The following is a 24,030-nucleotide window of genomic DNA, read 5'->3' on the forward strand; positions in this document are numbered from 1 at the left end:
AACAGAACCATTGATCAACCCCAGAAACAATTCAGGCTCACAATTTGTGAGCCTGAGGGAAAATTGAACAGTTTTGACAAAAAATTACTTTCTTCGTCTGAAACCAATCAAGCCAAGTAATGTCAAACAGAACAAACCAAAGGATGCGCCATTTCGTTTAATCGCAGAATTGTCCTCAGGACGCTGCTGGATATCACCGCCCGGGATTGGGATCAGTTTAACAGCAACTACCTTTTCATCTTTTGAACACTTGGCGCCCTGACTATCATTCTTATAACCGCCCTCACACTTGAATGCTGTTGCTGAAATCACACCTGCATCGTTAATGTCAGTTGCGTGGGCAATACGGAATTCGTTATTCGCTGTCGCAACAGAATCAGAACCGTAAGTCAGGTCATCAAGCAACCAGGCTTTATTCGCTTTGAGAGGTGAGTTTTCGACATCACCACCAGCCATATAGGTAAAAGCACGCTGGCGGCGCTGACGACCATCAACTTGGTTTGCAGTTTCTGAATCGATCCAACCTACCAACTGGCTATTGTTGTTGATCGCTGCCGCGAAACCATTATAACCAGAGAAGAATACAGAGCTATCGACAGACGAATCAAGCATCTTAGGGTTACTCGGTTTATTGTCATTATCGTAAACAAAAATAGTCTCAGCATAAGAGCGGTTATCTACTGAATAACTCTTAGCAACACCAACAACCTGGTTTTTATTGTTGATATCTGTAGCGATTGTATAACGGTATTTACGGTCACCACCCTGTTTTATGTTCAACCCCGGGATTAGCTTGCGCTCCCACTGGTTATCTCCACCAAGGGTAAAACCATCAATAGGCGTATAAATACTTGCACTGATAGCATAGAAATCAGCATTTTTGTTATTATTCGAGTTATTACCAACAGAGTCCGTTGAATAACCGACAACAACAGGCTTACTATCTACAATAGCTACTGCGCGTGCAGCTCCCTGAAATGAGCGATCATTCTCGTCAGGATCTAGTGCTGCATAAGCATTACTATTTTTATCGACACGGTTAGCCAAGAATTTCGCTTCCGGATTCGCTGCTGTTGTACCATCAACTACCCAGAAAGCAGCATCGGTAGCGAAAACTGCATGCTGACACTCACGATTTGAGTAAAGGAAGCTTACGCCATCTGTGCCACATTTTTTGTACGTAGCCTGATTTAGCCCAAAACCGTCGTTTTTACTGCTTGGCAACTTGCGTTCATCATCAAAATTGGCTTTGTCAAAAGCAGAACTACCAACAACTAGCAACTTTCCATCAAACTCAACAGCGTCAGAAGCAACTGTTTGCCCCATCTTATCTACAATGGTCGAGCTGGATGTCGGCGGATTCAAAGCAAATTTGTTAGTGTCAAAGTTTATAAAACCACGTTTGTTAAATTGGCGCGCATAGCGCGAGCCGTTATAGAAGTAAGCACTACTTGAAACGCCAAAAGTATATTCAGTGCCAGCCTCAAGTGCGCCAATGCCACTCACAACACCATTTGCTGATTCTTGACTGCCATCAGAAACAATGCTTCCTAATTGAGTAACGGCTTCATTGTCATATTTACCTGGCTCCGCAGAAAAAGTCTTAAGGCGAGACAAGTTACTTAAAGAGCCTGAGCTTGATTCAACAAGAGGTAAAGCATTTGCATAATACCTTTTGTCCCAAGCAACATGTTCACGGTGTAAGCCACCATAGCCAGCCCCATCATGTGGTGTACCTTCAGTGGCATCTAAACCATAATACTGTTGCTCAGCCCATTTAGAACAAGTCTTAAAGCCAAGGTTGCTGGTACAAAAACTACTGAATCCAGTTAAATCATTAACTTCATGATACAAATCATACGTAAATGCAACCTCTTCACGGTAGTTGATACCATCTGTACCAACCCGGCTTTCACCACCTACCTTAAATGAGTTATCCGCGATACAAGTTGAACTCGAATCAAAGCAATTTTCTCCTTGCGGCGATGCTTGGATAGCCTCTGCATAAGTTTCTACGCGACCGGCTAGAGACTTACCCTCATAGCCCAGAGCAATGACATCACTTACAGCATGGCCAGACGAATCAACTTCAACAACCTTATACACCGCAGCATTAGCTTGAGTAACGCCAGCAATAAGTACCGCCAGCGTCGATAACTTTAACATCTTATGTTGCATTAGGATTCCTTTTGCATTGCTTCTAACTCTTCCCAACGTTCAAATGCTTGCTCAAACTCTGCTTCTGCTTCGGTTAAGCGTGTTAGCGTTGCTTGAGTGTCATTATTCACATCCTGGAAGAATGCAGGATCATTAATCAAATCCTGTAGTTCAGCAATTTCATTTTCCAAATCTTCAACTTTTTGCGGCAGGCCTTCCAATTCCTTCTGAAGCTTATAAGAAAGCTTCTTGCCGGCTTTAGGGCGTGATACCTGACGCTGTTTATTCTCATCTTTCTTTTTAGAGGCTTCTATTTGAGCTGCCTGCTCTTTCGCAATTTGAGTCAGCGAATTTGCACGTTGTTCCAGAGCGTCATGGTAGCCACCCACATATTCATCGATAACACCGTTACCTTCAAACAACCAGCTAGTAGTGGCAGTATTATCAACAAATTGGCGATCGTGGCTTACTAATAACAACGTACCCTGATAATTGGCAAGTATTTCCTCTAAAAGTTCCAACGTTTCGATATCTAAATCATTCGTTGGTTCATCAAGCACCAATAAATTATTAGGTTTTAGGAATAGTTTTGCCAATAACAGGCGGTTTTTCTCACCACCAGACAACGCTTTTACCGGTGTACGGGCACGACGAGGATGGAACAGGAAGTCTTGCAAATAACCCAATGCATGGCGAGTGCGGCCATTAACCGTCACTTCCTGCTTACCGTCAGCAAGGTTGTCCATTACCGTCTTTTCAGGATCAAGCACTTCACGATACTGATCAAAATATGCAGCTTCAATTTTGGTTCCACAATGGAAGTGACCCTGTGTCGCTTCAAGTTTTCCTAGCATCACTTTTAGCAAGGTACTCTTACCACAACCATTCGGGCCAATCAGTGCAATACGATCACCACGCATCACATTAAAGCTAAAGTCATTAATGATTGGCTTATCACCATAGCTGTATGACAGGTGCTCAGCTTCAAACACAATCTTACCTGAACGCTTGGCTTCCTGAAGCTGCATATCGGCCTTACCAACCACTTCACGACGCTCACTACGCTCTCGGCGTAGCTGTTTTAATGCACGTACTCGTCCTTCGTTACGGGTACGACGCGCTTTGATGCCTTGGCGGATCCAAACCTCTTCCTGTGCCAGCTTCTTATCAAACTCGGCATTTTGTTCCGCTTCAACTCGTAGCATTTCTTCTTTCGCGTCCAGGTAATTATCATAGTCACCAGGGAAAGACGCCAACTTACCGCGGTCTAAGTCGATAATACGCGTCGACATAGAACGAATAAATGCACGGTCGTGCGAGATAAAAACAATAGATCCACGGAACTCTTTAAGGAAACCTTCCAGCCACTCAATAGTTGAAACATCCAAGTGGTTAGTCGGCTCATCAAGTAGCAAAATATCAGGGTCACAAACCAATGCTCGTGCTAATGCTGCTTTTCGCTGCCAGCCACCAGAGAGATCTTTGAGCAATGTATTAGGTTCAAGCTGAAGATGCTCAAGTACAGAGGTGATCTTATTATCAAACTGCCAAGCGTCGGCATGATCAATTTTACCTTGAGCACGAGCCAGCTTATTGATATTTGACTCTGACGGATCATGAGTAATGAGCTCCAACAGGCGGTGGTACTCTCGTAGCACGTGACCAATTTCAGCCAAACCTTCAGCGACATAATCAAATACAGTCCCCTCTGCATTACGAGGTGGATCCTGTTCAAGGCGTGAAACTTTAAGTTCTGACTGGCGCTGAATGCTGCCGTCATCCAGCAGCACTTCTCCATCGATGACTTTCATCAACGTCGATTTACCAGCACCGTTACGTCCAACCAGACAAACTCGTTCATTTGGCTGAAGAATAAATTCTGCACCATCAAGTAAAGCGTGATCGCCGTACGCTAATTGTGCGTTACTAATTTTAATTAATGCCATTACTATTTAACCATGCTGCAAGCTCGGCTGCGTTAAATGGCCAGCCAAGCTCAGATATTGAGTCGGAATGCTGAATAGAAAGCACAGGGATTGTGACGCCGTAACGTGAAAAGAGCGCGTCATCAAAGGCGATATCCACCACTTGTACGCGCTCTTGCAAACCAGCATCTTTGAGCAGGCCATAGGCCTGCTCGCAGAGGTGACATCCTTCCGTGCTATAAAGCGTGATTAGCACTTAGCCTTCCTTGTGCGTAATGATCCAGCAGTTGTGGATTTGCTTATTACGAGCAAAATCCATTGGAAGTGTTTTGTCAGAAATGTTTTTCGCTTGCAGGCCCAACGCCTCAAGCTTTTCAAAATCCATTTTGAAATGACGTTTGTTGTTCGAGAAAACAATTTGTCCTTGCGGACGAAGCATGCGCTTCAGGTTTTCCATCAACATAATATGATCGCGTTGAACATCAAAACTCTGGTTCATACGCTTGGAGTTTGAGAACGTTGGCGGATCAATAAAGATCAGGTCAAACGTTTCGTCAACTTCTTGCAGCCACTGCAAACAATCAGCCTGAACAAACTGGTGCTGACGCCCTACCTGACCATTTAGCTCCATATTTTCCTGAGCCCAACGTAGGTATGTATTAGACATATCAACCGTTGTTGTTGACTTCGCACCACCACAAGCGGCATGAACAGTTGCCGAACCGGTGTAGGCAAACAAATTCAAGAAGTCTTTACCTTGAGACATTTCACCCAATTTACGGCGAGTTACACGGTGATCAAGGAACAAACCCGTATCCAGATAATCGTACAGGTTCACTTTCAACTTAACACCGTACTCATCAACTGTCATGTGACGTTCAGCACTTGATAGCTTCTGATACTGGCTCTTACCCTTCTGGCGCTCACGTACTTTCAGAATTACCTTGTTGCTGTCAACGCCAGTTACCTGAATCGTTGCACGCAGAATGTCCATAATCCGGCGGCGGGCAGTCTCTTCCGGAACAGACTTTGGCGCAGCGTATTCCTGGATAACCAGATAATCGCTATATTGGTCAATCGCAGCGTTGTAGTTCGGCAAGTCGGCATCATAAATGCGATAGCACTCAACACCTTCTTTCTTTGCCCACTTCTTCAGCTTGCCAATATTCTTTTTCAGTCGGTTAGCGAAATCAGGTGCAACCTGGGCATCTTCAAGCTTGCCTTCTTTCTCGCCTTCTACGTGCTTAACACCACCGGCAGTGATTAGATATGTTTTTAGTACACAGTCCAATGCACCATTGCGCAATTTGAACTGTTTATCTGCACGCATACGCAGGCAGCTTAACAATTCATTCGATGCTGAATAGATTGCTGCTGTCGAGCCAGCAAAAGCAAGCTTCAGACGGTTACCCAACTCGCTGTATAGAGAAATTAGCTCTGGCGTTGTTCCCAGACGCTCACCATACGGAGGGTTACAAAGAATAACCCCTGCCTCAAAATCTTCAGGACAGGTAAGCTGAGTTGCATCGCCATATTCAAAATCAATCAGATCTTTAACACCAGCACGACCTGCATTGTCACGAGCAATACTCAGAACGCGACGATCCATTTCTCGACCGAAAAACTTAGTTTCTACCTTGGCAGGACCGCGACGGGCTTTAACTTTCGCTTCAGCATGAATTTCTAGCCACGCTTCCTTGTCGAAGTCTTTAATTGACTCAAAGCCCCAACGCTTACGTTTAATACCAGGAGCAATATCAGCCGCCATCAGTGCAGCTTCAATAAGTAATGTACCAGAGCCGCACATAGGATCGAGAAGAGGCTTATCTTTTGTCCAACCACTCTTGATAACCAAAGCTGCTGCATGAGTTTCGCGTAACGGCGCTTTACCAGCATCAGTACGATAGCCACGCTGGTGCAAACCGCTACCTGCCATATCCAAACCAAGGACACCCTTCTCGCCAGATAGGCGCATATGGATTCTCAGCTCTGGGCGCTCACGGTCGATATTTGGACGACGCAAATCTGCTTTTGTAAATCGGTCAACGATTGCATCTTTGACTTTCATCGCACCGTACTGGCTATTACGGATTTCACGGTTTGTACCGTTGAAGTCTACAATAATGCGTGTATCGCTACCAAAGTAGTTTGGCCAGTTAATTGCAGCAGCACCCAGGTACAAATCCATGTCATCTCGAACATTGAATTCACTTAATACCTGAATGATTCGTGACGAAATACGTGTCCATAGACAACAACGATAAGCCGTTGATTGTTCAGCACGAAAACGTACGCCTGCATGGACAACTTGGATCTGTTGTGCGCCAAGTTGTTCTAATTCTTCTGCAAGGAGGTTCTCAAGACCTCGTGAAGTGATAGCTAGATATTGATTCATGGAGTTCTTTTCACACTTATGTTGGCGGGAATTATAACCGAAAATCAAATAAAAACCTCACGCTAAAGACAACCACAACGGTCATTTAGCTAAAAAAACACCAGATAACAAACCGTCACAACTTCCGCACTAACTATAGAGTTCACATCAGCTCAATTTTCTATGAGCCCCAATTACGATTTGAGTTGCCCTAAAAAAGCCACCATTGCAGCAACCATTCAGTGCACTCAAATTCTTTCTGTATGGAAACAATAGCATTTAAAAGCCGTTAGCCACTCATTATTTCCACCGATGAACAATGGATAAAGTCAGTACCTTCATTCAACATATGTATGGTCCGCACAAGCCGCAATTAACTATCCACCACAAGAAACAATGCATCAAGTGACTGTTATGCAAGGGGAAACTTATATAGCTCTCAACAAAATCAACCCGTGGCAACTCTATATGCAAGCGCTCACATACGAACATCTCAGTCACGAACTACCTAACACTTACCGATAATTTCCCACAAGGAAACTATTTCCAACCGGGAAACTATCCCCATATTACTTATGTTGCTTAATTTCAAAAAGCAGGAAAAAGAGGAAGATCAAGATGGACTTTCTTTTTATTCGGTACAAAAAGATGGTGTTTTTTTGCGCATAGACAACAAAAAGAGGCAAAAAAAATCACTATTTTTTTATTATTTCCCGATAAAAATCACTTATTTCGCTCAATATTCATCCTATTGAAATGAGAAAAATAAATGTACTTCATCTGCTATCAAATCTTGCTTTCAGGTTATCGTCTTGATTGCAGCCGATTTATTAACCTCAACGAAGGGCGTTTACTTTTAGTTGACTGATATTTTCAGTCGAGTACGGCCTATTGATTCCGGTGTGACTATTTATGATTTCACCCTCTTTCTTCAACATAGATAATGATGAACCAGGGTGCTAATCAGAGATTGCTGAGGGACTTTGTTTGATGTGCTTCGTAAGGGAGTGAATATATTTACAGCCAGTAAAGTGAGGTTTAAGAAACAACTTAAGTTTGGGGCGTAAGAATAAGAATCTATCGGATTTGGTTAGGCCACTTAAGATTAAGCTTGGAAAGGTAGAGTTAGGATTATAATGAGCCTAAAACTTCGCTTAGGGTACTCTCTATTAGACGATGGGATAATATTGCACGCGATGCGAAAACTGCACTACAGAAGCATTAAGATTAGATATTAAGGCTTGATCTGCCCTACTTTACCCGTTTTCTTAACTAACCAGGGCTAAATTTAGCGGTATCTCCCCCTGAAACGCCTGCATACGGTCATTCATAACCTTAATAGTGTCGCAAAACGCCATCTCTTTGGTGGCATTCAGCGCTAGCGAATTCACATCAGCAAGCATACATAGGCTTGCGCAGCCGCTATTTTCGATTACAAGGAAGTTTGCTAAGTTTGATTCAGCCTGTAGTGTGACGATGTCACCATTTTCTGGCTCACAGTTCCCTTGCTGAATTTCAAAAAACCAGCTTTTAGGCATTATGGGTTTATGAAAACGACTGGCTGCAACAGCATTCAAAGCGAGTTCTGCTCTACGTGGTTCTGAAAGTTTTAATTGAGCAAGGCTTTCTTTGTATATCTGAAAGACGCTTGCATCATCTACCGTAAAAACAGTTCGCTCGTAAGCTGAAGTGACGAGATGTTTCGTTGGAATGGATACACGGAAAACCATTTTTTCCCCCAGATCGAGCATCAGGGAATCATGCTTTGGGTCGTAATACCACATCCATGAATTGTTAGGCTTCAACACGTAATAGCTCCAAAATCAGTTCTTTATACTGATTATCCAACAAGTTAGAAAAACTTTAGAAGAATTTTACTGTGCTCGATATAAAAAAAAAGGGGAAAGATATTAGCTTGTCATTAATTAGATCCTTGTAAATTTGACAAAAAAGCAGCTTATCAAAATTGAAATATATAGCTTGGATAAAAAAGTACCTGCCAGAAGGATCATGACAGGTACTTTTTAGCGGATATTGTTAGCTAAGCTGAAAGCTTAAAGATTGGTTACGATATCTTTGACTAACTTAGGGCCGTGGTAGATGAAACCTGTATAAACTTGTATAAGTTGAGCACCAGCCATCATCTTTTCACGAGCTGCAATTGCAGAATCAATACCGCCTACCCCAATAATTGGTATTGCCCCATCAAGCTCTTCAGCCAAGCGACGGATCACTTCTGTACTGCGATTTTGCAACGGACGACCACTCAAACCACCAGCTTCATTGCAATGCGGCATATTTTCAACCAGAGAACGATCCAGTGTAGTGTTAGTTCCGATCACCCCATCGATCTCATTTCGGATCAATGCTGCGCCAATTTGGACAATCTCCTGATCTTCTAGATCCGGTGCGATCTTTAGTGTCAGCGGAACATACTTACCATGCTTCTCTGCCAACTCTTTCTGTTTTTGCTTAAGCTGAGATAGTAAATCATCAAGCGCTTCACCATATTGAAGGGTACGCAACCCAGGAGTATTCGGCGAAGAGATATTGACCGCGATATATCCTGCATACGGGTATACCTTCTCCATACAGATTAGGTAATCTTCTACCCCTTTCTCTATTGGTGTATCTTTATTTTTACCAATGTTAATACCAATAACGCCGTCATACTTGGCTTTCTTGACGTTTTCTATCAGATTATCAACGCCTAAGTTATTAAAACCAAAACGGTTGATTATCCCTTCTGCCGGGATAACGCGGAACAACCGGGGCTTATCATTACCAGGTTGCGGGCGAGGTGTAACCGTTCCTACTTCAACAAAGCCAAAACCCATGGCTCCGAATGCATCAATGCACTCACCATTTTTATCAAGGCCTGCAGCCAAACCAACTGGATTTTTGAATTTGATACCCATTACTTCAACGGGATGATCGGGAACGTGTTGACGGTAGAAAAGATCGAGAGGAGTGCCGGTAAAGCGAGAAAAGTTCTGAATAGCCAGATCATGTGCTTTTTCTGCATCAAGCTGAAAAATAGCGGATCGAGCGAGGCGGTAAATCATTGTACCTCCTTAAAAAGCCCCGTATAAACGGGAGTACATTATTCACAGTTTACCCTTGCAATTCAATGAGTATTTTCCGTTGTTCGCATTAGAAAATGCTCAGCTCCTTTGTTTACAAGGGATTAGTGATGAAAAATAAATTTCTCTACCATAAAAAATTGCAAACGATTACGTTGGCACGGTCAAAATACACCCAAACTTCTTGATTTCATCTAAATTTCAATAAGCTAATCCGGCCTACCCTAATCGTTCATCAGCTTCTTATTATATTTGGAAAAAAGAAGGCCACTAAATTAATCAAATTTAGCGGCCTTCTTATCTTTCAACTACTAAGTTTCAATAGTAATTCAATTCCCTATGCTGGCTGACAATTGATGTTCAACAACATCAACTCACGTAATGCCACTGAGAACTTGGCAAATTCATGTGTTTTACCAACCTTAAATTCAGCCAGAACAGTATTCCAGCGATGAAGTGCCTGCTGATTGTCATCCATCCAAGTTTCAATCAGAGATTCTGCTTCTTCACCTTCGTGGCAACTAGTAATTACCGCTGTTGTCAGCTGGCGTTGCTGCCAATCAAGATCTTCACGGAAAGATGCTCTGGCAAGAGCCTGCCAATGGTTTTCAACAGGTTGGTTATGGATCTGTTTCAGGAACCAATGCAGTGATAAATCAGCACCGACAACAAAGTACACTCGTGATATGAAGTCGATGTCTTTATCAAGCTCTTTTGCAATCTGAGCAATATCCAATGCTGAATATAAACTACTGAGTCGGGAGATATTATGCGCCAGCTTGGCCGGTACCCCTTCATTGACCATAACCGCAGCTTGCTCGTTATGCTCCTGAACCTCTTCAGTTACAAGGTAACTTTCCAAGCTATCACGAAGCTTATGCAATATCGGTTGATAGAAGGTAATTTGTTGTTCAATACCTAGCTTCCGATCGCGATTACGCAAAATCCAACGTGTTACTCGGCGCAGCATGCGACGGCAACGATAAAGCATTTCATACTGAACGCTTGCCGAAACAACATTGTCCAATGCGCGTATCTGTTGAAAGAACTGATCAAAGCTGAACACTTCCCTACCCACAGCATAAGCAGATGAAACTTCAGCAACGGTTGCGCCAGTCTCTTCTCGCAAACGTACTACGAAGTTACAACCCATTTCGTTGGACATCTGATTCGCCAACGACGTCGCAATTAGCTCCTGTTTCAGCGGATGCTGTTCCATCTGAGCACGGTAGTCTTGTTGCAGTGCTTTCGGGAAATAAGCTGGCAACAAACGGTTGTGGTAAGGATCATTGGCGATCTCATCACTAACAAGATCTTCCTTCAGCACCATCTTACCATAAGCAACCAACACAGCCAGTTCAGGACGAGTTAAGCCCACGCCCGATTTTTCACGTTCGGCCAGCGTATCGTCATCCGGTAAATATTCCAGCGCACGGTCCAGCTTACCTTCCCTTTCCAGGTGATGAATGAAGCGGATTTGTTCTTTCAACAACTGGACTTGCTGTTGCTGTGTTACAGAGATAGATTCACTCTGACAATAAGCATCATCAAGAACAATCTCTCCCACTTCATCTTCCATCTGCTCAAGCACTTCATTGCGCTGCTTATGCGTAAGATCGCCACTAGCAACCAAACTGTTTAGCAGGATCTTGATGTTAACTTCGTTATCCGAGCAATCAACACCACCAACGTTATCGATAAAGTCTGTGTTAACCAGTCCACCAATCTTAGCAAACTCAACGCGACCAAGTTGAGTCATACCCAGGTTACCACCTTCACCAACGATCTTGGCTCTCAGATCATTACCGTTAATACGTAACGCATCATTGGCGCGGTCACCAACATCAGTATCCGTTTCGCTTTCAGCCTTGACGTAAGTACCGATGCCACCATTCCATAACAGATCCACCTCCATTTTCAGAATAAGGCGAATAAGTTCATTTGGTGGTAAGGCTTGCTTACGAGTACCCAATAGTTTTTGAATCTGTGGTGTCAGTTTGATCGACTTACTGCGCCGGGAGAACACTCCGCCCCCTTCAGAGATCAAGCTTGGATCATAATCTTCCCAGCTGGATCTTGGCATTTTGAATAAGCGATCACGCTCTTTCCAGCTGGTGGCTGCATCTGGATTTGGATCAATAAAGATATGTATGTGGTTAAAAGCTGCAACTAAACGGGTATGCTTGGAAAGCAACATACCGTTACCAAATACATCACCTGCCATATCACCGATACCGGCACAGGTAAAATCAGTATTCTGGCAATCGATACCAATCTCACGGAAATGGCGCTTAACTGATTCCCAACCACCACGAGCGGTAATACCCATCTGCTTATGGTCATATCCATTCGAACCACCAGAAGCAAATGCATCGCCCAGCCAGAAGTTATAATCCTCTGATACCGAGTTTGCTAAATCAGAGAAGGTTGCCGTACCTTTGTCGGCCGCAACAACCAAATACGGATCATCTTCATCGTGTCGTACCACGTTTATTGGCGGAATTAGCTCACCACCGACAATATTGTCGGTAACATCTAGCAATGCCTGAATAAAACGTTTGTAGCATCGTTGCCCTTCAGCCCAAATTTCTTCACGAGTTGTCATTTGTGGCTGTCGTTTACAAACAAATCCGCCTTTTGCACCAACCGGTACAATCACCGTATTCTTAACTTGTTGTGCTTTAACCAAGCCAAGGATTTCTGTTCTGAAATCTTCCTGACGGTCAGACCAGCGAAGGCCACCACGGGCTACTTTACCGCCGCGCAAGTGAACACCTTCAATATCTGGCGCATATACAAAGATCTCAAAGAACGGTACTGGGGCTGGTATATCAGGAATATCTGATGGACGTAGCTTAATTGAAAGCCATGGCTTCGGCTTACCATTTTCATCTAACTGATAGTAGTTAGTTCGCTGTGTAGCCCTGATCATCTCCATATAACGACGGATGATCCTATCATCATCCAGACTTTCAACATGATCCAACTTCTTATGGAGCCTGCCGATTAAATCCAGTTCAGCTTTATCTGAATGCTTTTTAACTGCGTCAAACCGAAGGGCAAACAGCGTAACCAAATCTCTGGCCAAATCGCTATGACCAGATAAGGTTTCTTCTATATAGTGCTGACTGAATGGGAAGCCGACTTGTCGCATATAGCGAGCATAACCACGTAGAATCGTTATCTCGCGGCCAGTTAATCCGGCACACAATACCAAACGGTTAAAACCATCACTTTCCAATTCGTTATGCCAAATGGCAGAGAATGCTTCCTGGAATCGGTCACGGGCTTCACTCAAGTCAATACCAGTGCAGGCATTGTGTAACATAGCGAAATCCAGAATCCAGAAGACCGTTCCGCTTGCTGTGATTACTTGATACGGAGATTCCCCGATAACACGCAATCCCAGGTTTTCCAGCATTGGCATCACATCAGAAAGATGGATTGGCTCGTCTCGATGGAATAGCTTCAGCTTCACATAGTGTGAGTCAACCGCTTCTTCCTGAGGGCGGTAGAACAGCATACCTAGCTTCCGCTCTTCACTGAGGTTTTCCAATTGCTCAATATCTGCAACGGCTGAACCAGGTAGCATCTCTTCTTTATAAGAACGAGGGAAAGCCCGGGCATAATTCTTCGCCAGAACCGTCCCTTCACTCTCTCCAAAGTTTGCTATCAAGGAATTGCTTAGGCGATCATCCCATGATGATGCAGCCTCAACCAAGTTATGCTCAATCGCCTTCACATCGACATCAAAGTTATTGTTCTCAACACGAACAATGTAGTGAGTTCTAGCCAGAGGACTCTCAGAGAAGAAGGTCGTGAATTCAACATGCTGATCTGAGCCGAATGACTCTTTCAGCACTTCTTGTGTTTTACTGCGAAGCTCTGTGTTGTAGCGTTCTTTCGTAACATAAACCATACACGAGAAGAAACGGCCAAAAGGATCACGACGAACAAACAGGCGAAGCAAGTCACGATCCTGCATTTGTACTACACCGCAACCGACATCAAGCATTTCTTTCTCGCTTGCCTGAATCAATTCATCACGCGGATATGTTTCTAGTAAGTTGTTCAGCGCTTTCCACGAATGAGAGCCCGCAGGGTAACGACTATTATCGAGAATTCGTGACATTTTATTACTTATAAGAGGAATATTCATGGCTGTCTGATGATAAGCAGTGGATGCATAGAGTCCGATAAATCGGTGCTCCCCTATAACATTTCCATCTTTGTCGAACCGTCGAATACCAATGTAATCGGTATATGCCGGACGATGGATCTTTGATTTGCTATTGCTCTTCGTCAGAATAAGTAATTCGGGCTTACGCGCTTCAATTCGTGCGGACTCCGGCAACTCAGATAATTTCATCTTTCTTGTCTTATCCGATTTACCAAGCAGACCCAACCCTTTCTCTTCACATGGTATCAGCTCATAATCACCTTCAATCGGTGTCAAGTCATACTGGTGATAGCCCATGAAGGTAAAGTTATGACAGGTAACCCAATCCAGAAATGCTATCGCTTCCTTACGGTGTTCATCATTCACCGGTAATTCAGCAACTTTGAGTTCTTCGACAATCTCCTTCATTTGCTGATGCATTAATTGCCAGTCATTAACGACTAAATCGACATCCTGAAGTACTTGTTCTAACTCTTGTTTCAGTGCTTTCATTTCGTCTTTTTCGTTCAGACGGTCAACTTCAATGTGGAATAAGGTCTGAAAATCGCCTTCCTTACCACAAGCTTCACTTATCGCGCCATTGTCATCGCGTTTAAAATAATACGGACCATTAAGCATTAAGTGACTGGTGATACCAAGGCGGGTTAGGGTCATGCGAACCGAATCAACAAGGAAAGGACGGTCAGGAGTAACAATTTCAACTACGGTGTGTGTCGACTGCCAACCGTAGCGACTTAATGTCGGGTTATATACCCTGACAGATATTTGGTCCGGTTTGTTTTGTACTAGGTGGTGCCATAAGCTCAATACAGCGCCGTATAAGTCCGATTCATTCCGTTGAAGCAGATCATCATCTGCCAATTGTCCTAATAATCTTTGAGCAAAGACTTCTACTAATGACTGCTGAGGTGTCTCAATCTTATCCTGGATTAAGCCATATACCTTCTCAAGCAGTACCGGCACTATAGGGTCAGGTGCGGTCATAGCAAATGCTCCATCGTTATAACTTTTATCGATCTAGTATAGGTTTTTTGTATCAATCCCATGTGTTATATGGGACGTTTCACGCATGGTACGGATTTTATCCGTGAGGCTATTGTAGGGCGTTTTGTTGCGGTAGCGTTACGACAATAACACTAGAACTAGATGAAAAAATCGAATATGTGACTGAGGTTAAGATTTTGAGTGGTCGGAATATCTGGCTTTGTCCCCAAAAGACAACAGTTCAGCCATACGCTCTGTAAATTGGTCTAACCAATTATTTCTTTTCTTATTTTTTCTAATGGCTAACTGCAATAAAACTTGCGTGACAATGTCACAGCAACATAGCTCACATCAGTTTTTTACTCATATTGACAAAACTAATTGTTAAAAAAATGATGAAAAACATCGAAACCATCAGCTGATACGTTCAAGCTTATCGAGGCGATTCTGATTATTCACTGTTATCCTGAAACGCCCCCTCACCCCAAGTTGGCTGAGAAACGGACGAAAACGAGAAGCCGGTAACTGTAAACGCAGACCATTATCAGTAAAAACCAATACGGTACTCGCCGCTCCCGAATAATGATTTAAGTAATTATGATAAGAAATATTGACGCTGAAGGTATAGGATGTCATCGCGATGAGGCTTTCGGGTATTTCAAAAAAATGAGCTTCGAGCGGCCAATATAACCACCCGAAACCCTTCATCTATGGTTGTTTTCAACCTATATCATTACTGCTCAAGTGCTTTTTGCACTTTTTCAAACAGATCCTTAGCCAGATTTTCAAGCTCAGAGAGCTTCTCCAACTCCGCACGCATCAGAGACTGACGATGCTCATCATACTGACGGTACTTCAAGAACGGTTCGATCAAACGTGAAGCAACTTGCGGGTTGCTTGTATTCAATGTGGTCAGAATCTCAGTCAGGAACTGGTAACCAGAGCCATCTTTAGCATGGAAACGTACTGGATTATTAGCACAGAAACTTGCAACAAGATTACGAGTACGGTTTGGGTTTTTCAGATCAAACGCAGCGTGAGACATGGTATTTCGAACATTTGCCAACGCATTCGCAGCCGGGTTCTTCCCTTGCAGCATGAACCATTTGTCCATAACAAGGCCATCTTGCGTCCACTTATCACTAAAGTCCGCCATTTGACTTTCACGACACTCCAGCTGAGCATCATTAGCAGATGACATAGCTGCCATCGTGTCTGTCATATTGTCAGACTGCTGATAAAGTTCCGCAACCAGCTTATTACCGTTAGCGGTATATGCCAGGTAAGACAGACAACGGTTACGTAATGCACGCTTGGCCATAGCTTCATGCGAGATAGAATATTCTGCCTGAGCCAGAGAATGATAGATAGCAGAGAACTCATCTTCCATCTCAGTTGCAAATACTTTTTCCAGCTGGCCAACCACTTCGTGGATAGCATCCACATCAACAGTTTTATACCAACCCGCAATTTCATTTTCACCAGGCAGCGTCAGCATTTCTGCGATAAAGGCCGGATCCAATTTTTCGTCCAACAGAACACCACGGAATACATCCACCACTGATTCTGGCAGTGCAAATGCCTCACCCTGCTGAACGCGCTTAACATTTTCGCGAATGTATTTAGCAAGCAGGATTTGACCGGCATCCCAGCGGGCAAATTCATTGCGGGCATGAACCATCAAGAACGCCAATTCTTCGTCGGTATAGTTGTATTCAAGCACGACTGGTGCCGAGAATTCACGCAGCATAGAGATCACTGGTTTATCTGCTACGTTGTCAAACTCAAACACCTGCTCGGCTTCAGTAACATCCAGTACGTTATGTACTTTTTCACCATTACGCTGTAACGGAACAACATCACCGCGTGAATCATATAGCTCAATATCAAATGGAATGTGCAGCGGAAGCTTGTCTTCCTGGCCTGCAGTTGGAGCTGTATGCTGCTTTACTGTGACGCGGTAACGCTTTTGCTCTGCATCATAATCCGTTGCTACATTCACGACAGGTGTACCAGCCTGACTATACCAACGACGGAAACGAGCCAGATCCACACCAGATGCATCTTCCATTGCCTGAACGAAATCATCACACGTTGCCGCAGTGCCATCATGACGTTCAAAATACAGCTTCATGCCAGCCTGGAAGTTTTGTTCGCCAAGCAGCGTGTGCATCATACGAATAACTTCACAGCCCTTCTCATACACGGTTAACGTATAGAAGTTATTCATCTCAATCACTTTTTCCGGGCGAATAGGATGAGACATTGGGCCGCGGTCTTCTGCAAACTGAGGGCCACGCATAATACGAACATTATTGATACGGTTAACCGGACGTGAACCCAAGTCGGATGAGAACTCCTGATCACGGAATACGGTCAGACCTTCTTTCAGGCTCAGCTGGAACCAGTCACGACAAGTAACACGGTTACCAGTCCAGTTGTGGAAATATTCATGACCGATCACCGCTTCAATACCCTGGTAGTCCGTATCTGTTGCCGTTTTTGCATTAGCCAGTACGAACTTGGAGTTAAAGACGTTTAATCCTTTGTTTTCCATCGCACCCATGTTGAAGAAATCAACAGCAACGATCATGTAAATATCGAGATCATATTCAAGGCCAAAACGCTCTTCATCCCACTTCATTGAGTTCTTCAATGAAACCATTGCGTAATCAGCACGATCCAGGTTGCCTTTATCGACGAAGATTTCCAATTCAACATCACGGCCACTCATGGTTTTGTAGCTGTCGCGAAGGACATCGAAATCACCGGCTACCAGTGCAAACAAGTAGCTTGGTTTCGGGAACGGGTCTTGCCACTGTACCCAGTGACGACCATTTTCCAACTCACCAGAATCAATACGGTTACCGTTGCTGAGCAAAAAAGGGAATTCGGCTTTATCGGCAATCACTTTCGTTGTAAAGCGCGCCAGTACATCCGGACGGTCAAGATAGTAAGTAATACGGCGGAAGCCCTCGGCCTCACACTGAGTACAGAAGCCACCACCAGATTTATACAGGCCTTCTAGTAGTGTATTTTCTTCAGGATTAACCTCTGTTTCGATAGTCAGTTCAAACTCGGCCGGAATGCCGCTAATTGTCAGACCATCTTCGGTTTCAACATAATCCGTCCAGGCTTCACCATTCACTTCGACGCGAAGTAATTTCAGACCATCACCATCCAAAACTAATGGTACTGGCTGCTCAGACTTACGCTTTACCTGGCTTACAGCAACAACCTGTGTTGCCGTATCATGGAGATCAAATTCAAGGGCAATATCGGTAATGGTATAATCTGGAGCCTTATAATCAGCACGGTATTTTGCTGTTGGCTGTGTAGCTGTCGGTTGTTCGGCCATATTGTTTTCCTTAGTTATCCGCATTACGGCATGTATGCCACATACAAGCGGCTGACACTTGTCATTATTCTGCCTTTGAAGCCCTCAAACAAGAGTAGCGCCCAAGATATACGATATGGTCAATATAAAATGGCACCATTTGATGAAGATCCAAACACTTAAATGCTATATGATGCTTCACTTTACAATAATCAACTAGTTAAGCCTATTTTATGTCGTATACCTTACATTTTTTGTGGTTTTAAATTTTTACAATACCGATTAAAGTAGTCTTTAAAACTCACTTACTCGAGATTCACAATATTACCTATCGGGTTAATACGATGATCTGCTCAAGATAAATCCGTATAAAAAAATATGGAGAGGAGACTTGTTGTTTTCAAGGTTTCAGCGTATGGTACTGCCCTATTTTTTGCCTGTTTCTGAAGGTTTCAGCCCAATTTGGCAAAAAATAATGTAAAATTCTCGGATTGCGATATACAACTCAATTAGCTATGACTGATACAGGACACACTGGGGTTATAGACTCCCTGCTTGACACTGATGCATATAAACTGCATATGCAGCAAGCGATTTTCCATCAATACCCGAATGTTGAGGCCGTTGCGGAATTCCACTGCCGTAGCGATGAAGACCTCCGTCCGTACTGTAACGAAATCCAGGCTCAAGTTAACAAGCTAGCCGAACTCTCTTTCACGGAAGAAGAGCTGGAGTATTTGGCAACACTCCCATTTTTCAAACCAAATTACTTGGAGTATCTAGAGAGCTTCAAATTAAATAGTAGCCATGTGGATATTGATGCTTCAGGCAATCAGTTGGCCATTAAAATCACTGGTAAATGGATTGATATTATCCTCTGGGAAGTCCCTCTACTGGCGATTATTAGCGAAGTTCGCTCGTCTATCCGCTACCCGAACGCATCTGCTGACGATGCAATCGAGCAACTAAAACAGAAGCTTAAAGATTTCTATAAAAACGCAGAAAGCACTGACATGAGCCAGTTTGCTCTGGTTGATTTTGGTAGCCGCCGTCGTTTTTCAAAAGAGGTTCAGCATAAAGTTGTCGACTTCCTCAAAGACAATATGCCCCACTTTAAAGGGACGTCCAACTACCACTTAGCCCGCACACGCGGCCTAACCCCTGTTGGTACCCAGGCGCATGAATGGTTCCAGGCGCATCAGCAACTGGCTGGTGAGCTGGCGGATTCACAACAGCTTGCACTAAACCGCTGGCTGCAAGAATACCCTGACTCACTAGGTATTGCCTTGACTGACTGCATCAACATGGATGCCTTCATACGTGATTTTGACCTTCGCCTCTCCCAACGATTTACCGGCCTTCGTCATGACAGCGGTGATCCAATTGCCTGGGGTGAAAAAGCCATCAAACACTATGAATCGCTTGGTGTCGATCCCAAGTCAAAAACAATCGTCTTTTCAGATAGCCTGACACTTAACAAAGCACTGGCTATTTATAAACACTTTGCGCATCGTATTAATACCAGCTTTGGTATTGGCACCCAGCTTACTTGTGACTTACCTGATGTAAAAACCTTGAATATTGTTATCAAGCTTACTGAATGCGAAGGTCGTCCTGTAGCAAAAATCTCAGACGAGCCAGGTAAAAGCATCTGTCATGATGAAGAATACCTATCTCAGCTTCGTCAGGCATTTAAAATTGTTAACAGCTAAAGAATTTAAATCGTCTAATTGTTGAACGACAGCGACTCATAAAAAAGGCTTGCATTATTGCAAGCCTTTCTTTTATCCAAAGTGACGAGCTTTGTATTACTCTCTTCGCATAATTGCTTCCATACCGAATTGTTTATTCGTTAATGTCAATGTATCTGAGCCAAGCAAAAACTGACTATCATGCTGGCCATCTTCATAGATTAAAACAATTCGGTCATCTTCAATGAAATAGATCCCTTTGTGCTCTTTATTCTTACCATTAGATCCAAAAACCTTGGCCGAAAAAAGGAAATCAGGACGTAGCGAAATAGATAATTCAGAGACACTATCACCGACATCTTGGCCAGATATACGTGATGAACGCCAATTGCCGGGTAGATTTTCTGGTGCTAATTTCGTAAACCTTGCACCATCAAGCAAAAATTGATTATAGCTCAGCATATAACTATGCTGTTGCTCCGGCTGTCCTTTTGTAAAAAAAGTAACCGTAGTTTCATCAATATTATATTTCCCACCCCACTCTTCAACTGTACCATCAACCTGAAGTAGCCGAATTACGAAACGGTAAGAGGACTTGAATTTAACATTCATCGCCCGATAGCTGCTGCCTTCGCTATTTACACCTTCATCCGAATTACTAAACCAATACCAGTCACCTAGCAACAATGGGTAGTCAAACTCTGTTAAATCATCGGCATACGCTTGGGTACTCAATGATCCTAAGAACAACAATAACGCAGCAAAAAGCGATTTAACCATAGCACTACCCCAATAGCGAACTTAAGGACTACATTAAAACACTAGCCTGCAAAGTAGCCCTCCGCCTCAAAATATAGTAACTATCACACTATTTAGGTTAACAGTCTCAAAAGTGAGACACTGAGTTACCTTATAATTTGCAACCTAAGTGATTGAATTTGAAAAATTAATATAAATAAAAAACGGCACCCTTAAGGTGCCGTTTGTTTTATATCGCTTTTAGATTTGAATCTAGCTTTGTGCCTTAACCAAATCTGCTGTAATCGCGATCGCTTCATCCAGATAAGCATCAGGGGCTTCATAGTCCTTCGGAATATCATCCAAAGTAACAAATGACTTCTTACCCGATGCTTTCTGGCGTTTATTCAGACGAGCCAGACGTTGTTCCTCATCCTCTTCTTGTTCAGCAATACGCTTCTTCTCGTTCAGAGAAATCTTATTCAGATCTTTTTCAGCTTGATACTGTTCAATATCTTCCTGAATAAAGCTAAATTCCAAGTCTTTGCGAATACGCGCTTCATGTTTTGATTTCAACGCTGGTAGCATCGCAGAGAAATTATAAATTTTCTGGTATTTAGCTGGCTTGATGCTGTCCCATGGCAACGCGTTATCTTCAACACTTTCACCGGTTTCAGCCGGATCAACAGCCGTCGGAAACGCTAAGTCCGGAACAACACCCAGATTCTGAGTACTACCGCCATTAATACGGTAGAATTTCTGAATCGTATATTGAACATGGCCAAGAGGCTTATCGAACAAGTCATAAATATGGTTCAGTGAACGGTGCTGCTGCACAGTTCCTTTACCAAATGACTGTTCACCAATTACGACAGCCCGACCATAATCCTGCATTGCAGCTGCAAAAATCTCAGATGCCGATGCACTATAGCGGTTAACCAAAACGGTAAGCGGACTATCAAAGTAAACACGATCATCAGAATCACCATTTACTTTAACTCGGCCATAGCTATCACGCACCTGAACAACCGGACCGCTATTAATAAACAAACCGGTTAATGCGGTAGCTTCAGTCAGAGCACCACCACCATTGTTACGCAAATCGATAACAATACCATCAACCTGCTCATCGTTTAGCTTAGCGATCTCTTTCTTGGTGTCTTCAGACAAGCCAACATAAAAGCTCGGGATTTCAATTACCCCAACCTTTCTGCCTTGTGAAAAGTTTATTGATGATTTAACTGCACGATCTTCCAGGCGAATTCTGTCTCGAACAATTGTTACATCGTAACTTTTAGCGTTCTTACCCTCTGGCAGGATTTCCAGAATAACCTTACTGCCTTTCGGCCCTTTGATTAACTGAACAACATCATCCAGACGCCAGCCAATCACATCCACCATATCTTTGCCATCTTGTGCTACACCGATAATCCGGTCGCCTGCAGATAGTTTTTTAGAATTTGATGCCGGGCCACCAGCGACAAGTGAACGGATAACAGTATATTCATCAACAACTTGCAGTACTGCACCAATACCTTCCAGAGACAGATTCATCTCTGACTGGAACTGTTCTGCATTTCGCGGAGAAAGGTAGCTGGTATGAGGGTCGACTTCACGAGCAAAGGCATTCATGTAGATCTGGAATACATCTTCGCTATGAGTCTGAGTAAGACGTTTCAGCGCATTATTGTAACGTTTACCCAGTGTCTCTTTGATTTCAGACCATTCTTTACCGGCCAGCTTCAGGTTCAATGCATCATATTTAACCCGCTTACGCCATAACTCATTCAATTCATTACGATCTTTAGCCCAAGGAAGCTCAGAGCGATCAAGAGTAAAATCTTCATCGACTTCAAAGGTGATCTTTTTTTCTAAGATGGTTAGCGCATATTGGTAGCGATCATAACGACGCTCAAGCAGTTTGTTAAACATGTCAAACGCAGCTGTTGATTCACCTCGCTTGAGCTGATCATCCAGTTGTGTTTCCCATTTTTCAAATTGCTTAATATCAGAAGCAGTTAGGAAGCTTTTATTGAAGTCCAACATTTCGAGGTAACGATCGAAAACATTGGCTGAGAATTCATCGTTAAGAGAGAACTGCTTGTAGTGCGACCGGGTAAATCGCGATGCAATCCTCTTACTTGCTGTCGCATGCTGCTTTTCTGGCGCAAGCTGCGGCAAATCACTTAACGTATATTTGGCCTCTAGGGCCTGAGCTGAAGCTGCTAGCATCATGCCAGCAGCAATCAGTGAGAAACGGAATCGACATTTCATACGTCGAGCATTCTCCTTTACGAACGAAGGTGCTCCGCTTTAACAACCATGGTCAGACCATTAGTCAAACGAACGCGAACATCGTCCTTATTAATTTCAACGATAGTTGCCGGCATGTTTCCGTTACCCATATTTACACTAACGTCTTTGCCAACTTTCACTTCATCAGCAGTTAGTGCACGGGTGGTTTCAGCAGGCTTTTTATTTAGCTTAGTCGTTTTCGGCTTAGTGTTCTTTGGTTTAGCGGTATTAGCACGAACTTTTTTCGCCTTGCCCTCACCATTTTTAGCAGCTTTCGCTTCAGCTTGCTCTTTACGACGAGCACGTACTTTAGCCTTGCTTTCTTCAAGTGCTTTCTTCGCGTGTTCTACATGTTCTTCTTCCAACACGCCACATTCGTTACCATCTAGGTCAACACGACTTGCACCAGCTTTTACACCGTGAAGATAACGCCAGGAAGAAGTATATTGACGCAGAGCTGTACGCAACTGAGTTTTACTTACTTTAGGATCTTCGTTCAGACGCTCAGCGAGCTCCTGGAAGATACCAATTTTAAGAGGCTTTGCTTCACCTTCAACAGTAAAACATTTAGGGAAACGCTCAGCAATATATGCAATCACTTCTTTACTGTTCGTTAGCTTTTCAGAGTTTTCCATGGACTTTCCTGACAAATGCGAGTTGAACTCGCCGTTAGTACTTTAATCAAAAAGAAATAGTCTCGCTATTATAGTTACCTAACATCGAAAAACCACCGAAAGCATGCAATTAGAGCTTTTTTTGTAGTTCTTCAATGAAAGAAATTAGTCCATCCTCATCAACTTGGTCAAATCTTGATAAATTTGGACTATCTATATCCAGCACACCATACAATTTTCCTTTCACAAAAAACGGGATAACGATTTCGGAATTACTGGCAGCATCACATGCAATGTGACCTTCAAACTGATGGACATATTCAACCCGCAGCACATTATTTTGCGCAATGGCCTTACCACATACACCGCGCCCAACAGGAATACGTACACAGGCAGGTTTATCCTGAAACGGCCCTAATACCAACGGGTCTTCTTTCAAAAAATAGAATCCTGTCCAGTTAATATCTTCTAACTCCATATAGAGTAACGCACTAATATTAGAGATATTAGCGATAAGGTCAGTCTCGCCATCAACTAACGCAATAGCCTGCTTCGTCAATCTGTCATAACAAAGCAGCTTTACTTTCCATGGCTTACTCCTTTTCTTGCCGTTACAATGGCAGCCCAGGCTGTCAATAGGAATTATTATCAT

14 protein-coding genes are annotated in these 24,030 nt (G+C 43.3%); 1 reads left to right on the forward strand and 13 read right to left on the reverse strand.

Annotation, left to right across the window (positions count from 1 at the left end; all coding sequences use genetic code 11):
• Positions 1 to 84: 84 nt before the first annotated feature.
• From Q0852_RS13455 to pepN, 9 genes are all read right to left on the reverse strand, one after another.
• Positions 85 to 2,178 (reverse strand): DUF3466 family protein, encoded by a 2,094-nt coding sequence (locus tag Q0852_RS13455; protein WP_299018725.1) that lies wholly within the window; start codon positions 2,176 to 2,178, stop codon positions 85 to 87.
• A complete protein-coding gene (locus tag Q0852_RS13460) occupies positions 2,178 to 4,103 on the reverse strand; it encodes an ABC transporter ATP-binding protein (RefSeq protein ID WP_299018727.1) in 1,926 nt (641 codons plus the stop codon). The genes Q0852_RS13455 and Q0852_RS13460 overlap by 1 nt, the downstream gene beginning before the upstream one ends.
• The gene (locus tag Q0852_RS13465; RefSeq protein WP_299018729.1) at positions 4,090 to 4,338 is read right to left on the reverse strand and encodes a glutaredoxin family protein; all 249 of its coding nucleotides are present in this window, start codon (positions 4,336 to 4,338) and stop codon (positions 4,090 to 4,092) included. Before Q0852_RS13465 ends, Q0852_RS13460 begins: the two co-directional genes overlap by 14 nt.
• Positions 4,339 to 6,477, reverse strand: a complete 2,139-nt coding sequence (gene rlmKL / locus Q0852_RS13470; RefSeq protein WP_299018731.1) for a bifunctional 23S rRNA (guanine(2069)-N(7))-methyltransferase RlmK/23S rRNA (guanine(2445)-N(2))-methyltransferase RlmL — start codon at positions 6,475 to 6,477, stop codon at positions 4,339 to 4,341. It abuts the gene before it with no gap.
• A 1,247-nt stretch (positions 6,478 to 7,724) separates the two neighbouring features.
• Entirely contained in the window at positions 7,725 to 8,264 is a 540-nt protein-coding gene (locus Q0852_RS13475; RefSeq protein ID WP_299018732.1) for a cell division protein ZapC, read from the reverse strand.
• A 246-nt stretch (positions 8,265 to 8,510) separates the two neighbouring features.
• Positions 8,511 to 9,521 carry a quinone-dependent dihydroorotate dehydrogenase gene (pyrD, locus tag Q0852_RS13480; protein ID WP_299018735.1) on the reverse strand — a complete coding sequence of 337 codons (1,011 nt, stop codon included), beginning with the start codon at positions 9,519 to 9,521 and terminating at the stop codon, positions 8,511 to 8,513.
• Positions 9,522 to 9,876: 355 nt separating this feature from the next.
• On the reverse strand, positions 9,877 to 14,703 hold the full coding sequence (locus Q0852_RS13485; RefSeq protein ID WP_299018737.1) for an NAD-glutamate dehydrogenase: 4,827 nt from the start codon (positions 14,701 to 14,703) through the stop codon (positions 9,877 to 9,879).
• Positions 14,704 to 15,117: 414 nt separating this feature from the next.
• Positions 15,118 to 15,339: a DUF2835 domain-containing protein gene (locus Q0852_RS13490; protein WP_299018739.1), complete on the reverse strand. Its 222-nt coding sequence runs from the start codon at positions 15,337 to 15,339 to the stop codon at positions 15,118 to 15,120.
• 97 nt (positions 15,340 to 15,436) lie between these two features.
• A complete protein-coding gene (pepN, locus tag Q0852_RS13495) occupies positions 15,437 to 18,061 on the reverse strand; it encodes an aminopeptidase N (protein WP_299018741.1) in 2,625 nt (874 codons plus the stop codon).
• 494 nt (positions 18,062 to 18,555) lie between these two features.
• On the opposite strand from pepN, the gene pncB reads away from it, so the two are divergent.
• Positions 18,556 to 19,752, forward strand: a complete 1,197-nt coding sequence (pncB, locus tag Q0852_RS13500) for a nicotinate phosphoribosyltransferase (protein WP_299018743.1) — start codon at positions 18,556 to 18,558, stop codon at positions 19,750 to 19,752.
• Positions 19,753 to 19,848: 96 nt separating this feature from the next.
• Here pncB and Q0852_RS13505 read toward each other — a convergent pair whose 3' ends face one another.
• The 4 genes from Q0852_RS13505 to Q0852_RS13520 all read right to left on the reverse strand — a co-directional run bounded on the left by Q0852_RS13505 (position 19,849) and on the right by Q0852_RS13520 (position 24,030).
• The gene (locus Q0852_RS13505; protein ID WP_299018745.1) at positions 19,849 to 20,511 is read right to left on the reverse strand and encodes a lipocalin family protein; all 663 of its coding nucleotides are present in this window, start codon (positions 20,509 to 20,511) and stop codon (positions 19,849 to 19,851) included.
• Between the two features lie 231 nt (positions 20,512 to 20,742).
• Entirely contained in the window at positions 20,743 to 22,743 is a 2,001-nt protein-coding gene (gene prc, locus Q0852_RS13510) for a carboxy terminal-processing peptidase (RefSeq protein ID WP_299018746.1), read from the reverse strand.
• 17 nt (positions 22,744 to 22,760) lie between these two features.
• Positions 22,761 to 23,399, reverse strand: a complete 639-nt coding sequence (gene proQ / locus Q0852_RS13515; protein ID WP_299018748.1) for an RNA chaperone ProQ — start codon at positions 23,397 to 23,399, stop codon at positions 22,761 to 22,763.
• A gap of 109 nt (positions 23,400 to 23,508) precedes the next feature.
• Positions 23,509 to 24,030 (reverse strand): GAF domain-containing protein, encoded by a 522-nt coding sequence (locus Q0852_RS13520; protein WP_299018750.1) that lies wholly within the window; start codon positions 24,028 to 24,030, stop codon positions 23,509 to 23,511.

It is taken from the genome of uncultured Photobacterium sp. (assembly GCF_947502415.1).
GTDB lineage: Bacteria > Pseudomonadota > Gammaproteobacteria > Enterobacterales > Vibrionaceae > Photobacterium.

What these genes read in the sequence shown, in the direction of transcription:
- pncB (WP_299018743.1), top strand. Translation starts at nt 18,556, where the DNA reads ATGACTGATACAGGACACACTGGGGTTATAGACTCCCTGCTTGACACT.
- Q0852_RS13485 (WP_299018737.1), bottom strand. Translation starts at nt 14,703, where the DNA reads ATGACCGCACCTGACCCTATAGTGCCGGTACTGCTTGAGAAGGTATAT.
- rlmKL (WP_299018731.1), bottom strand. Translation starts at nt 6,477, where the DNA reads ATGAATCAATATCTAGCTATCACTTCACGAGGTCTTGAGAACCTCCTT.
- pyrD (WP_299018735.1), bottom strand. Translation starts at nt 9,521, where the DNA reads ATGATTTACCGCCTCGCTCGATCCGCTATTTTTCAGCTTGATGCAGAA.
- Q0852_RS13490 (WP_299018739.1), bottom strand. Translation starts at nt 15,339, where the DNA reads ATGACATCCTATACCTTCAGCGTCAATATTTCTTATCATAATTACTTA.
- Q0852_RS13520 (WP_299018750.1), bottom strand. Translation starts at nt 24,030, where the DNA reads ATGATAATAATTCCTATTGACAGCCTGGGCTGCCATTGTAACGGCAAG.
- Q0852_RS13505 (WP_299018745.1), bottom strand. Translation starts at nt 20,511, where the DNA reads ATGGTTAAATCGCTTTTTGCTGCGTTATTGTTGTTCTTAGGATCATTG.
- prc (WP_299018746.1), bottom strand. Translation starts at nt 22,743, where the DNA reads ATGAAATGTCGATTCCGTTTCTCACTGATTGCTGCTGGCATGATGCTA.
- Q0852_RS13460 (WP_299018727.1), bottom strand. Translation starts at nt 4,103, where the DNA reads ATGGCATTAATTAAAATTAGTAACGCACAATTAGCGTACGGCGATCAC.
- Q0852_RS13455 (WP_299018725.1), bottom strand. Translation starts at nt 2,178, where the DNA reads ATGCAACATAAGATGTTAAAGTTATCGACGCTGGCGGTACTTATTGCT.
- proQ (WP_299018748.1), bottom strand. Translation starts at nt 23,399, where the DNA reads ATGGAAAACTCTGAAAAGCTAACGAACAGTAAAGAAGTGATTGCATAT.
- pepN (WP_299018741.1), bottom strand. Translation starts at nt 18,061, where the DNA reads ATGGCCGAACAACCGACAGCTACACAGCCAACAGCAAAATACCGTGCT.